Here is a 14,514-nt window from a genome sequence, read left to right as displayed (position 1 = left end):
TATTATAGGGGAAAATTTTTATATGTACAATGAAAATAGTAAAATAACATTAATAAAAAAAAGAGACTGGATTTTTCCAATCTCTTAAAATATATGTATTTTTATGATTTTATATGTATTTTTATGATTCTAAATATTATAAAAGTGATGAATAAGAAATGAGAAGTTCGTCTCCTTCACAACCGTTTAACACCTTTTTAGCTAAGATTTTTCCAAGTTGAACACCTTCTTGATCGAAAGAGTTCAAATTCCATATAAAGCCTTGGAACATTACTTTGTTTTCAAAATGGGCTAGTAAAGCACCGAGCACTTTTGGTGTTAATTGTTCTGCAACTAAGAGAGAAGAATATCTATTTCCTTCAAAAACTTTGTTTGGATTAGAATCATCTTTACCAATAGCAAAAGCAACAATTTGAGCTGTTAAATTTGCATTTAATTTTTCCTGACTTGTTGATCCATCAACTAAAATATCTTTTTCGAATTGGCTTCTCTTAAATCCGATAAATTGTAAAGGAACAATGTCAGTACCTTGGTGCAATAATTGGTAGAAAGAATGTTGTCCATTAGTTCCAGGTTCACCAAAAATAACAGGACCTGTTTGATAGTCTATTTGTTCACCATTTCTATTTACATGTTTACCATTACTTTCCATATCAAGTTGTTGTAAATGAGCTGGGAATCTAGATAAAGCTTGTGAATATGGTAGAACAGCGGTAGAAGGAATTTTTAGAACATTTCTAAGATATACACCGATACAAGCATCTAATAATGAGGCATTTTCTAATACATTTTCATTTAAAGCATTTTTATCTGACTCATTTGCACCTTCTAATAGCTCATTAAAGGTATCAAAACCTAAGGCAATTGATAATATTACTCCACCAACTGCACTAGTAGAACTATAGCGACCACCAATATAATCATCAATATAAAAAGCATCAAGAACTTGTTTGCTTTTTGCTAGAGGACTAGTTTTACTTGTTACAGCAATCATATGTTTACTAGGATCAAATCCTTCAATATTGGCAGATTTTAAAGCATCAAAAACTAAATCTCTATTTGTTAGAGTTTCTTGAGTTGTTCCACTTTTTGAAACTAAAACAAACAATGTAGTTTCAAAATCAATATCTTTTATAACATCACTAACATCATCTGGGTCAACATTGCTTATGAATTTTGCATCAATAACTTGTGTTCCTTTTGCTATAGCATAACCTTTTAAAGCTAGATATAGTGCTCTAGGGCCTAAGTCACTTCCGCCAATACCAATTTGGATTACTGTTTTGAACTTTTTATTAGTAGAGCCAACAATTTCTCCATTTCTAACTTTTGTTGAGAATTCTTTGATTCTTTCTAATTGTGATTTATAAAACTCGCCTTTGTTTTCATCATCAACAATAACATCATCTAATAATTGACCTCTTGTTAATTGATGAAGTACAGCTCTATTTTCTCCAGTATTAATTCTGTTTCCTTTTAAAAGCAATTTATATTTTTCAATTAAAGATTGTTCTTCACATAGTTGTTGAAATATTTGAAGATGTTCTTCACTAACAGGCATTGTTGCATAAGAATAAGTTAAATTAGTCCCATTTTTAACTTGATATTGTTCTATTCTTTTTTTGTTTAAACCTTCTTTTAAATTAAAAGGTTTTGTTTTTGATAATTTATCAAAAGATGTAAGATCTGTTAAATTTTTAAATTCCATTGTAGTCTCCTATGAGAGTTATATTATTTAGAGATTAAAAAAAAAGCAAGAAAAAAGGCTTTGATTAAGATCAAAGCCCTAAGAATTTATTCTTGTATGTCAGGTATTCTATTTTTGAAGCTTTCTTGTAAATCTTCTTTAGTCATGCCTTCTCTGAGAATAACAAATATTGTATCATCACCTGCTAAAGTTCCTAGAATTTCTGGTATAGCAAGAACATCTAAAGCAATCGCAACACTATTTGCATGACCACTTCTAGTTTTTATAACCCCAAAGTTGCCACTGAATTCTATAGATAGAATACCACGTCTAACATCTTGGATATAACTTTTTTCAGATTCGCTAATTAAGTCATTTTCAGGTAAAGCATAGTAATAGCCAGACCAACCATCAGAAATTTTTCCAACTTTTAACATTTTCAAGTCTCTTGATAGAGTAGCTTGAGTAACAGAGTAACCTTCTTTTTTTAACATTTCTAATAATGTGTCTTGGTTATCAATTCTGTTATTTTTAATTAATTCTTTTACAAGATTAAGTCTAGTATGGCGTTCTCGCATTATGGACTCCTTTGATACTATGCAATTGTACTGTATAAATATACAATAAATATATTAAAAAAACAAGATATATTTATTATGTAAAAAAAAAGCGAGTTTATTTTATAAAATAGTGAAAAAAAAGTTATCAAAATTTAACTATATTAAAGGAAAAGAGATAAATTAAGTCAAACGTGTTATTAATAGCCTTGAAACACTGATGTCTAATGTGCATTATTTTATTATGAAAACAAATTATGTGGGGTTATTAATTTCTGTAGTATATGTAGCTTTTATATTAGGATTTTCTGCTTTTATAAAAACTCATACAAAAGTTAAAGATGAAACCGTTCGGAAATTTATTCATATATTATCTGCAAATTGGTGGTTGATTTTATTAAAATTTATTGACGATCCTCTAATTGCTGTTATAGGGCCAATAGGGTTCGTTTTTATAAATTCTTTGTTTATTTTTTATCCAAAATTAGGCACCCCTTTTGGCTGTTCTAATAAAAATAGAAATTTTGGGCTTGTATATTATCCTTTTTCATTGATAATACTAATACTATATTCATATTTAGGTGCGCTTGATATTAGTGCTGCTACAGTTGGTGTATTTTGCATGGGATATGGGGATGGCTTTGCCGCTATACTAGGAAGCAAGTGGGGAAAGAAAAAAATTCCACTACCTACAGGTGGAAAAACTTACTTTGGTAGTATTGTTATGGTTATTGTTTGCTTTCTAAGCAGTTTTATTATTTTAGCTTTAATGAGTGATTTAACTTTAACAGTGATAATATTTTCTTCTATATTAATAAGTTTAGTTGCAACTTTGGTTGAAGTTATTACACCTTTAGGCTTAGATAACATAAGTGTGCCAATATTAAGTGCTTTGATTGCTGGGGGGATAGTTTGATGAATAGGTTTTTAGCTAGTGCTAATCCAAGTTCTTTAGCTGCTTTTATTGATAATTTCTTTTTATCAATTAATTATTATGTAATTTGGATTATTGCAATATTGCTAATAATATCTATAGTTGCTGTTATTACAGACCAATTAAATATTACAGGGTCGATTGCAGCTTTTTGTCTTGGAGTTATGATAATTTTAGCATTTGGGTTTGGAGGACTAGGCGTTTATCTTTTTTTTATAATAGGCGCTGCAATTTTATCTAGACTAAATAAAAATAATGAGATATATCTTGAAGCAAAAAATATCCAAGAGAAATCAGGTAGACGGGACTTTGCTCAAGTATTTGCAAATGGTGGTATTGGTTTTATTTTAGCAGCATTATATCTATTTTTTCCTCATCCTATTATTATAATAATGTTTGGAGCAAGTGTAGCCGAAGCAGTGAGCGATACATTTGCTGGTGAAGTTGGGATGTTGACTAGATCTAAAGTTGTTTCAATACTTACTGGAAGGCCCTTAAAACCAGGACTCTCAGGAGGAGTTTCTTTTCAAGGGACCTTAGCAAGTTTGATAGGTTCGTTTTTGATTGCTATATTATGGTATTCTGTTTATTATGCTCCTTCCCTTAAAACGATTTCCTATCTAGCTATTGTAACACTCGCTGGCTTTATCGGAGCCATTGTAGATAGCATTTTAGGAGTAACAATACAGGCTCACTACTATGATGAGGAAAATGATCGAATTGTTGAAAAAGAATATGTAAATGGGAAAAAATTACCTTTAGTTAGAGGTATTAGAACAATAAATAATGATAAAGTAAATTTTTTAAGTAATATGTTTAGTGTTGCTTTTGCAGCATTTTTCTATTTGATTATAAGATAATCCAAAACAAAAAAAATATTAAATATTGACTTGCTTATTGGCAAATTTATTTGTATTTTTTTAGAGATAGCTTAGTGCTATGAAAATTTACTTTAAATAATTGAATTTGAAGAGAGGAAAATGAAATGGCTAAACAACTACAATTTAGTGAAGAATCGAGAAAATCTTTAGTAAATGGTGTTGAGAAAATTTCTCGTGCAGTTATGACAACTTTAGGCCCAAAAGGTCGCCTTGTTTTATTAGATAAAAAATTTGGGGCTCCAACTGTAACTAAAGATGGAGTATCAGTAGCTCGTGAAATAGAACTCGAAGATCCATTTGAAAACATGGGTGCGCAATTACTTAAAGAAGTTGCAACAAAAACCAATGATGTAGCAGGTGATGGTACAACTACAGCTACTGTTTTAGCTTGGTCAATCACAAAAGAAGGTATGAAGAGTGTAGCCTCAGGTGTTAACCCAATGGGTATTCGTCGTGGTATTGATAAAGCAGTTAATGATGCTGTAGCAGAAATTAAAGCAATGTCTAAATCTATTAAAGATAAAGAAGAAATTGCTCAAGTTGCTACTATCAGTGCAAATAACGATAGAACAATTGGTGATGAAATCTCTAATGCAATGGAAAAAGTTGGTAAAGATGGTGTTATAACTGTTGAAGAATCAAAGACTTTTGAAACAACTACTGACTTTGTTGAAGGTATGCAATTTGATAGAGGTTATCTAAGTGCTTACTTCTGTAACAATAGAGAAACAATGACTAGCGTATTAGAAGATCCATTTATTCTTATTTATGATAAGAAAATTTCTAATATGAAAGAGTTATTACCTATTCTAGAAAAAGTTGCTCAAACTAATAAACCTCTATTAATTATTGCTGAAGATGTTGAAAGCGAAGCTTTAGCTACATTAGTAGTAAACTCAGTCAGAGGCATTTTAAATGTAGTAGCTGTTAAGGCTCCTGGTTTTGGTGATAGAAGAAAAGCTATGCTTGAAGATATTGCTATATTAACAGGTGGAGAAGTTATAAGTGAAGAAATTGGCTTAACACTTGAAAAAGCTGAAATTTCAATGCTTGGTAGAGCTAAGAATGTTAAAGTTGATAAAGAAAATACTACAATTATCAACGGTGCTGGTAAGAAGAGTGATATTGAAGAAAGAACTGCTCAAATTAAAGCTCAAATTCTTGAATCTACAAGTGATTATGATAAAGAAAAACTTCAAGAAAGACTTGCTAAACTTGCAGGTGGTGTAGCAGTAATCAATGTTGGCGCTGCAACAGAAGTTGAACTAAAAGAAAAGAAACATAGAGTTGAAGATGCATTAAGTGCAACTCGTGCAGCAATTGAAGAAGGAGTTATCCCAGGTGGTGGAGTTGCTCTAGTTCAAGCTGTTAAATCTTTAGAAAAGAAAAATCTTGATGATTTAACTGAAGATGAAAAGATTGGTTATAAGATTGTAAGAAGAGCATTAGAAGAACCTATTCGTCAAATTGCTCAAAATGCTGGTCTTGATGGTTCAATCATTGCTGACAAGTGTAAAAATAGTAAGAAGGGCGTTGGTTTCGATGCTAATGTAATGGAATGGGTAAATATGGTAGATAATGGAATTATTGATCCTATGAAAGTTACTCGTTGCGCATTACAAAATGCAGCATCAATTGCTCAATTAATTCTAACAACAGAATGTGCAATTACAGATATTCCTGAACCTGCAGCTCCTGCAGCCGCTCCTGCACCTGGTGCTGGAATGGGTGGAATGGGCGGAATGATGTAATTTCCCACTAAATCTTTGAAATAGGGCTTCGGAAATCGAAGTCCTATTTATTATATTCCCCATAGACAAAACTTAAAACTTGACTATAATTAACTTAACATGTTATTTTATTTTGCATTGGTATTTGAATTTATTCAATAATTTCAATATCTGATGGGAATTTTTGACATAATATTATAATTATGCATTATAAAGGTGGTTTATTAAATGAATTCATTATTAGCACTAATGGGAACAACTGGTGCCCAGAGTAGTTCCGCTCAAGCCGGGTCAATGGCAACATCAATTATTACTTTCGGTTTAATAATTGTTATTATTTATTTCTTAATTATTCGTCCTCAAAGAAAACGTGATAAAGAAGCAAAAGAAATGTTAGCTTCTATTGCTAAAGGTGATAAGATTGTTACCATCGGAGGAATCCATGGAACAGTCGTTGCAATTAGAGAACAAACTGTTGTAGTAAAAGTTGATGATAATTCAAGAATTGAGTTTACTAAATCAGCAATCAGTAGTGTTGTTGCTAAAAAAGGTGCATCAAAAGTTTCTGCAAAAAATAAAGCAAAAACAAAGAATGCAAAAAAAGAAGTAGAGAACACAAAAGAAGAAACTAAAACTGAGGCTACTGATACTAAAGAAAAAGCAGCCGAAGAAAAAACAGAAAAATAAAAATATCACATAAGTTACTATTGGAGAATGTTATGAAAAAACGTGATCGATTGATCATAGTTCTTTTGGTATTACTATTGTGCGGTTATTTCTTATATCCAACTTTTAAGTGGTATACAATCGTACCTCAGGAAACAAAAGATCTCGCAAGTGGCTCAAATGAGCAAATTAGAGAGTATGCCCGTGGACAGGCTACTCGAGAACTTCGTGCAATTAAAGAATTAGTTACAAGTGATGCTTCAGCTGATGTTCCAGCAGAGTATTCTTATCTAAAACCTATTGCAAAGGAAAATTATCGTGCGATGAGTAAAGATGTTCCTTCATCATGGACAATAGAAAGTCTATGTGCAGGCTTCTATAATGAAAAAGCAATGTTTGATGCAATTGAACAACATTATAGATCATCATTACTTGAAGTTAAAAACTTAAGCGATAGCGTTTTACAATTAGGATTAGATTTACGCGGTGGTATGAGTATTTTATTAGATGCTGACGTTGATGCATATAATGAAAAAGCTGGTAAAACTGCAAGTAGCCAAGAAATTAATGCTTTAGTTCTTCAAGATATTGAAATTCTTCAAAATCGTATTGACCAATTTGGTGTTAGTGAACCTGAAATTAGACTACAAGGAAATGATCAAATTTTAGTTGAAATTCCTGGTGCTGCAGACCCTGAGAGAGTAAATTCATTCTTACAAGGTAAAGGTTCATTGCTATTCCAAATTGTAGACCAATCTTTAACTACTGAATTAAATACATACTTCGAACAAAATCCTTCCGAAGTTTACACAGACAGTGGTGAAATCAAACAACCAGATTTCCTACCTGCTGGTAAAATAGCAGCTGGATATTATGTAAAAGATTCTTATGGAATTGATGAGCTACAAAGCTTTGTTGTATTAGACTCAGAAATAGGGCTAGATGGCATTCACTTAGAAAGTGCCCAAACTGGAACAAATTCAATTACTGGACAACCTGTAGTTAATTTCCATTTAGACGCTAGTGGTGGAGATGCTTTCTATAAATTTACTTCAACTCATGTTGGAGAGTCTATGGCTGTTGTTATGGATGGAAAAGTTAAATCAATTGCTACAATTAATGAAGCAATTAGACAAGACGTTCAAATTTCAGGATTCACTCAAGATGAAGCAGCTGACTTAGCAATTGTACTTAGAACTGCGGCCTTACCAATTGAACTAGTAGTATCAAGTCAACAAGCAGTTGGTGCAACCTTAGGAGAAGATGCTGTTGAAGCTGGATTGATGGCTATAGCAATTGGTTTAGCATTAGTAGTAATCTTTATGTTTATATATTATGGCTTAAGTGGTTTAGTAGCTGATTTAGCTTTAGTATTAAACTTAATTTTGATGCTAGCTGTATTATCCGCCTTTAAGTTCACACTCACATTAACATCTATTGCAGGTTTAATATTAACCCTTGGTATGGCAGTTGATGCAAATGTAATTATTTTTGAACGTATTAAAGAAGAGTTACGATTTGGAAAGAGTTCACAAGTCGCAATTAAGACAGGATTTGGAAAAGCATTCTGGACAATTATGGATGCAAATATTACAACCATAATCGCAGCATTAGTTCTTTCCCAATTAGGTTCAAGTGCAGTTAAAGGTTTTGCTAATACCTTAGCTATAGGTATTATAAGTTCTTTATTTACTGCTTTATTTGTATCACATTTAATTTTTGACGCTGCTATCACCGATCGTGAGGGAGCCAAATTACATATAACCTGGAGGAAAAAATAATGAAAAAGAATCTTCCTGTTATTAAAACACGTTTTATAGCGTTAACATTCTCAGTTCTATTATTAGTCATAGGTATTGGTTCCTTAATTTTTAATGGTGGTTTTAATACTGGCATTGACTTTGAAAGTGGATTAAGCCAAAGAATTCAAGTAGCACCTGTAGGGCTTTCTCTTACATATAGTGGAAGTGAAGATATTTCAGTTTCAGTAGACAATGGTAGCTTAGTTATTGAAGAAAGAGGCGAAAGCGGAGTTAATACAGAAACATTAAATAGTGTTGATTATCCTACAGCTTCAGATTTAGCAAAAGGGCTTGAATCAATTGAAGGAATAAGCGTTGAAGTTGTTAATCCCGATTTCAAAACTGAAAATTTATTATCTGGTTATGGTTTTCCAGCAACCTTATCTGAAGAAGCTGTATCTTTAAATTTTGCTACAACTGGTGAAGTTTCAATTGATCAAGTTAGAGAAACTTTAGCTGATTTAGGTAATGTTCAAGTTCAAACAGTTGGAAATGAAGAAGACCAAGTATTCCAAATTAAACTTGGAACTAATGATGGTGATACACAAGATAGTATGGAAAATGCTGTGGCAAATGATTTTGAAAAAACATTTGGAGATGGTTTTGTCGTACTTGAAAGCAATTTCGTTGGACCAAGATTTAGTAAGACTTTAATTTATGGATCTCTTCTAGCTGTTCTAGTAGCTATGGTTTTGATTCTATTCTATATTTGGATTAGATTTAGATTTGCCTATGCAGTTTCCTCTTTGATAGCCTTAACCCATGATGTATTATTACTATTAGGTTTTATTGCTCTATTTAGATTTGAAGTATCTAGTACAACGATAGCTGCTGTATTAACAATTATTGGTTATTCATTAAATGCTACAATTGTTATTTTTGATAGGATTCGTGAAAACAGTGCTTTAATGAAAGATAAACCATTTAATAATGTTATTGAGCATAGTGTAACTCAATCATTAACACGTACAATAATTTCAAGCGTCACTACAGTCTTAGCTGTATTACCTCTTGCTTTATTAGCTAGTGGAACGATTAAATTGTTTGCAATAAATCTTATATTTGGTATCGTAATTGGTACATATTCATCTAACTTTATTGCTCCATCTTTCCTTTATTGGATTAGTGGTGGTGAACATGTTAATGAAAAAAAGAAAAAATAATGAATTCATGATTTGTTAAATATAAGCCGCAAGAATAATCTTGCGGCTTTTTTTCCCTTTTAAAAGATACAATTATAATTTATAATGAGGCAGAGGTGAAAATGAAAGTAATAAAGTCAGAAGTAATTGGTTATTGTAAAGGTGTATCAAGAGCAATATCAATTGTAAATGAAGCTTTAGACCTTGGAAAAGAAAAAAATTTAAAAGTTTATTCATTAGGCCATGTTATTCATAATCCACAAATAGTTGAGCAAATGGAAAAAAAAGGTTTAATTATTTTAGAGGAGGAGGATGCAAATAAAGTTGAGCCAGGGATTATTGTCTTGAGGGCTCATGGTGTTAGTGACAAGGTTAGAAGAACTTTTTTAGACAATAATTTTTATATATACGATGCTACCTGTCCAATAGTGTTAAAAGAACAAACAATAGTGGAAGCAGCTCCAATTGATTCAACTATAGTAGTAATAGGTGGACAAAAACATCCAGAAGCTATAGCTTTACAAAATGTTGAAACCCCTAATGAAAAAGTTATAATAAGTGATGTTGAAGATATAATAAAAATTCCAACAACTAATAATTTGTTTGTTGTAATACAATCAACTTATCCAAGTGGGATGAGTAGAGATATAGTAACTGCATTAGATAATTTTGCAGCAAAAAATAAAATTAATGTGCAGTTTGCAAATGAACTTTGTAATAGTAATCAAAGAAGAAGAAACGCTGTTGCAAAATTGTCAAAGCAATGTAATTGTATAGTTGTAGTGGGTGGGAAAAATAGTTCTAATACTAGAGGTATTTATAATTATTGCAAAAACCAAGGTGTTGAAACATATTTAGTTAGTAATAAAGAGGAGGTACCTTTACATTTATTTGATTATGAAGTAATTGGTTTAGCTACAGGTACATCCACTCCTCCTTTTGTGATTGATGAAATAGAAAAATATTTAATAAGAGGTAAAAATGAAACATAAAATACCAATTCCAACAATAAAACGGTTTCCATCTTATATTCGCTTAATAAAGCAATATAAAGAAAATGGACTTGAAAGTGTAAGCGCAACTAACCTTGCAAACGATTTAAGATTAAATCCTATACAAGTTAGGAAGGATTTAGCATTTTCCGGAATAGAAGGAAAACCTAAAGTTGGATTTAACATTGATGAATTGTTAAGAGCCTTGATAGAATCTTTAGGTTGGAATAATTCTACAGATGCTATTTTAATTGGAGCTGGTAATTTAGGCTCAGCTTTGATGGGTTATAAAGGATTTGAAACTTATGGTTTAAGAATTGTTGCAGCTTTTGATAAAAAAGAGGAAGTAGTTGGTAAGAAAATAGGTGACCTTTGTGTAAAACCTTTAACCGAACTAGAAGAGTATGTCTTATTAAATGGAATTAGTATTGCAATTTTAACTGTTCCAGCGTCACAAGCACAAACTTGTGCGCAATTATTAGTAAAATGTGGAATTCAAGCAATTTGGAGTTTTGCCCCTAAAGATTTAACTCTTCCAGAAAATATTGCTGTTCAGAGAACTGATTTAGCTACCCAATTTGCTGTTCTTTCCGCTAAGTTAAGATCAAACATATTAAACGATAAGAGCAAAGCTGATTCTGATCTATGGTAATAACAATAATGTGATGAAAATCACATTATTGTTGAATTTAACTAATTTAATATGAAATAATTGAATATAAAATTAATTATTTATTATTTTTTATGAATTATTTCTATATATTGTTTTATTATTTTGTAAGATTGGATTATATACTTTAATTTTACTTGACCCCATAATAAAAAAGTATTATAAAAATAATGCATGGGGAAAAATATGAAAAAAGTTAAGGTTGAGCTTTGTATGGGAAGTTCTTGTTTTTCTAGGGGAAATTCAAGAACTCTTGAATTGTTAGAAACTTTTATTAAAGAAAATAAATATGAAGATTTAATAGAAGTTGAAGGACATTTATGTTTGGGAAGGTGTAGTTCAGGGCCAATTATTAAAATTAATGGCAAGGATTATGAAAATATCAATCCTGAATGTGTTATTGATTTAATTCAAGAAGAATTAAAGAAGTAATAATTGAGGAGTAGAAATGATTCATCCAATATATACTGAACTTACACAATGTAGAGATTGTTATAAATGTGTTAGGGCTTGTCCAACAAAAGCTATCCAAGTCAAAGAGGGTAACGCAGTTGTTATTCATGATAGATGTACCTATTGTGGAATATGTGTCGACGTATGCCCAGCTTCAGCAAAAAAAGTCAGAAAGGATTTAGCAAGAGTTCAGCTATTTATGAAAAGTAATCGTAAAATAGTTTGCTCTTTAGCGCCTTCCCATAGTAGTGAATTTGAAGATAGAGAAGCAGCCCTATTAATTGCGCTTAAGTCTTTAGGCTTTGATTATATAAGCGAAACAGCAATAGGGGCTTCGTTAGTTAGTGCAACTGTAGATGAGTATAGAAATAGAAATATAGATACTTCTTGGATTTCTACCGCCTGTCCTTCAGTAGTTCAATTAGTTAAAAAATATTATTCAACTTTAGAAAACCAATTAGCCCCAATCCCATCCCCATTACAATTGCATTGTGCTTATTTAAGAGAAACTTATGGCGATGATATTGGGATAGTTTTTGTTGGCCCATGTATTGCAAAAAAATGGGAAGCTGATGAATGGCCAGGTTATCCAAATTTTTCTTTAACCTTTGAAGAGTTAAAACAATGGCTTGAAGAAGAGAAAATAGATTTAGAGACGATAAATAAACAGTTGTTTATTACAGAATGTGAAATTCCCTCTTACGTTCCAGCTAAAGCAGCAGTAACCTCCGCCTATAGTGTAGAAGGGGGAATGATTGCCTCGTTTAAAGGGGGACAAGATTTCTTTCAAGATAATTCAATTGCTCTCTCAGGAAATCAAGTAATCAAATCAACTTTAGATAATTTAGTAAATAACGAAAATCATCAGTTTCTTGAACTTTTAAGTTGCGAAGGTGGTTGTATAAATGGACCAGCAACTAAGAAAAATATCCCCTTATCTAATAAAAAATATATTACAACTGGATATACTAGAGAAAGACTGCATGAAGAAAATTTATTTACTCCTCCAAAAAATTTCATCGATAAAGTTGTAAAAGAAGGATATAACATAATAAAAGTTGATCAAACTACTAAGACTCATAAGCATTATGATAATTCTGTTTATAGTGAAATAGAGATAAATAAGGCTTTAAGAGAATTAGGCAAAATACATCCTGAAGATCAAATCAATTGTGGGGGATGTGGTTATTCAACTTGTAGAGATATGGCTATTGCTTATTTAGATGGTATGGCTGAAATCGAAATGTGTGTTACAAAAATGAGAAAAGAAGCACAAAATAAAATGGATGTCCTTCTTAGAACAATTCCAATGGGTGTTGTTATAGTTGATGAAAATTTAAATATTATAGATTGTAATGCAAGATTTTTTGAACTATTTGCAAATGTAGATTATGAAATGGATGATGCTTCCCTTGAAGCAATAAAAGGCATTTCGATTCGTCAGTTTGTAACATTTGAAGATAAATTCCAAGAACAATTTAAAAAAGAAGTATCTAAACAAGTTAAAATTAAATTTAATGATATGTTTTTAAAAGTTACTTTTTTCTCAATAAACAAACATAATCTAGTTGGAGCTTTGTTTGATGACATTACAAGCCCTACAGTTAGAAGAGAAACAGTTGTAAAAAAAGCAGAGGTAGTTATTCAAAAAAGTTTAGAAACTGTACAACAGATAGCATCTCTACTTGGAGAAAATGCTGCAGACACTGAAATAACCTTAAATTCTTTGATAGAAGCATTTGATGTACCTTCGGATGAGAAAAATAAAACGAATAAATTATAAAGGAGACTTATGAAAGATATTTTTATTGATATAGATTACAGTCAAATTTATAAGTTCGGCCAAAAAATAGGTGGGGATGTTTTTTTACAAAAGCGAAATCCCGAGAGAAATCAAATAGTTGCGGTTTTAAGTGACGGTTTAGGTTCTGGAGTTAAAGCAAATGTATTAGCTTCACTTACAGCAAATATGGCAAAGAAATTGAGTTTTTCGCCAATGGATTTAAGGCATTCGGCAAATATAATTATGGACACTTTACCAGTATGTAAAGAGAGGAAAATTAGTTATTCAACTTTTTCTATTGCTGATATTCGTTACAATGCTTTAAATTCAAATATTAAAGTTAACTTTTTAGAATATGATAATCCTCATGCTATATTTTTTAGAGAGTCAAAAAATATAGAATGGACTGGAGATGTTACTATTTTAAATAGAAAAAAAGCATTCAAAGAAGAAGCAATTGTACATAATGTTTTTAATTTAAAAGTTGGAGATAGATTAATTATTATAAGTGATGGAGTAACTCAGGCAGGTCTTGGTGCTTCAAGAGCACTTGGTTGGAGACTTCCAGGTGTGAAAGAATATATTAGCGAGATTTTAAAAGAAAGTCCTTCAATTAGTAGCAGAGCTTTAACTAAAAAAATCGTAAATAAAGCTTTAAGCTTAGATGGTCTAGCCTCAAAAGATGATATTACTTGCTGCTGTATTTATATAAGAAAACCAAGAAGAACTTTAATTGTAACAGGGCCACCTTTTTCAAAAGAGTCTGATCCATTACTTTGTAAGAAGATAGAGGCTTTTAAAGGAAGGAAAATTATTTCTGGAGGTACCACAGCTTTAATAGTATCTAGAATTTTAAATAAAAGGATTAAGGTTGATTTGTCTTCCTGGTCTAAAGATGTACCTCCTTCTTCAGTGATGGAAGGAATGGATTTAGTTACAGAAGGGATGCTAACTCTATCGAAGGTAGTTAATACTCTTGAGAGAAAACTTCCTTTAGTTGAATTAGCAAATGATGCAGTAAAAAAGTATGTTGAATTAATTTTAGACAGTGATCAAGTTCATTTCATAGTTGGAACAAAAATAAATGAGGCTCATCAAGATCCTAGTATTCCTGTAGAAATAGGGATAAGACGGACATTAATTGAACGATTAAGAAGGGCTTTGGAAGATAATTATTTAAAAGAAACATCGATAGAATATATTTAAAAGAGAGGAAA

General features: G+C 31.3%; 13 protein-coding genes. 11 read left to right on the top strand and 2 right to left on the bottom strand.

All coding sequences use genetic code 11. The features are described from left to right. Window positions 1–136 precede the first annotated feature (136 nt). Complete coding sequence (locus ACZ5SO_RS12490; protein ID WP_464625024.1) at window positions 137–1,708, bottom strand: glucose-6-phosphate isomerase; 1,572 nt, start codon at window positions 1,706–1,708, stop codon at window positions 137–139. An 86-nt stretch (window positions 1,709–1,794) separates the two neighbouring features. After that, complete coding sequence (gene argR, locus ACZ5SO_RS12485) at window positions 1,795–2,265, bottom strand: arginine repressor (RefSeq protein ID WP_464625022.1); 471 nt, start codon at window positions 2,263–2,265, stop codon at window positions 1,795–1,797. Between the two features lie 223 nt (window positions 2,266–2,488). Between argR and ACZ5SO_RS12480 the strand changes: the two genes are divergently transcribed. From ACZ5SO_RS12480 to ACZ5SO_RS12430, 11 genes are all read left to right on the top strand, one after another. Then, the gene (locus ACZ5SO_RS12480; protein ID WP_464625021.1) at window positions 2,489–3,160 is read left to right on the top strand and encodes a diacylglycerol/polyprenol kinase family protein; all 672 of its coding nucleotides are present in this window, start codon (window positions 2,489–2,491) and stop codon (window positions 3,158–3,160) included. Beyond that, entirely contained in the window at window positions 3,160–4,038 is an 879-nt protein-coding gene (locus ACZ5SO_RS12475; protein WP_464625019.1) for a DUF92 domain-containing protein, read from the top strand. The genes ACZ5SO_RS12480 and ACZ5SO_RS12475 overlap by 1 nt, the downstream gene beginning before the upstream one ends. Before the next feature lie 125 nt (window positions 4,039–4,163). Beyond that, window positions 4,164–5,810, top strand: coding sequence for a chaperonin GroEL (gene groL, locus ACZ5SO_RS12470; RefSeq protein WP_464625017.1), 1,647 nt, complete (start codon window positions 4,164–4,166; stop codon window positions 5,808–5,810). A 207-nt stretch (window positions 5,811–6,017) separates the two neighbouring features. Continuing rightward, a complete protein-coding gene (gene yajC / locus ACZ5SO_RS12465) occupies window positions 6,018–6,476 on the top strand; it encodes a preprotein translocase subunit YajC (RefSeq protein WP_464625016.1) in 459 nt (152 codons plus the stop codon). 32 nt (window positions 6,477–6,508) lie between these two features. Beyond that, on the top strand, window positions 6,509–8,236 hold the full coding sequence (gene secD, locus ACZ5SO_RS12460; RefSeq protein ID WP_464625015.1) for a protein translocase subunit SecD: 1,728 nt from the start codon (window positions 6,509–6,511) through the stop codon (window positions 8,234–8,236). Next, window positions 8,236–9,420, top strand: coding sequence for a protein translocase subunit SecF (gene secF / locus ACZ5SO_RS12455; RefSeq protein WP_464625013.1), 1,185 nt, complete (start codon window positions 8,236–8,238; stop codon window positions 9,418–9,420). The genes secD and secF overlap by 1 nt, the downstream gene beginning before the upstream one ends. 101 nt (window positions 9,421–9,521) lie before the next feature. Next, complete coding sequence (gene ispH / locus ACZ5SO_RS12450) at window positions 9,522–10,391, top strand: 4-hydroxy-3-methylbut-2-enyl diphosphate reductase (protein ID WP_464625011.1); 870 nt, start codon at window positions 9,522–9,524, stop codon at window positions 10,389–10,391. Continuing rightward, window positions 10,381–11,043, top strand: coding sequence for a redox-sensing transcriptional repressor Rex (locus ACZ5SO_RS12445; protein WP_464625010.1), 663 nt, complete (start codon window positions 10,381–10,383; stop codon window positions 11,041–11,043). Before ispH ends, ACZ5SO_RS12445 begins: the two co-directional genes overlap by 11 nt. Window positions 11,044–11,247: 204 nt before the next feature. Further along, complete coding sequence (locus ACZ5SO_RS12440) at window positions 11,248–11,493, top strand: (2Fe-2S) ferredoxin domain-containing protein (protein ID WP_464625008.1); 246 nt, start codon at window positions 11,248–11,250, stop codon at window positions 11,491–11,493. Between the two features lie 16 nt (window positions 11,494–11,509). Then, complete coding sequence (locus ACZ5SO_RS12435; RefSeq protein ID WP_464625006.1) at window positions 11,510–13,297, top strand: [Fe-Fe] hydrogenase large subunit C-terminal domain-containing protein; 1,788 nt, start codon at window positions 11,510–11,512, stop codon at window positions 13,295–13,297. A 9-nt stretch (window positions 13,298–13,306) separates the two neighbouring features. Then, on the top strand, window positions 13,307–14,503 hold the full coding sequence (locus ACZ5SO_RS12430; protein ID WP_464625004.1) for a SpoIIE family protein phosphatase: 1,197 nt from the start codon (window positions 13,307–13,309) through the stop codon (window positions 14,501–14,503). Window positions 14,504–14,514 lie beyond the last annotated feature (11 nt).

Source organism: Pleomorphochaeta naphthae (assembly GCF_055396005.1).
This window is presented reverse-complemented; position numbering and strand designations above follow the sequence as displayed.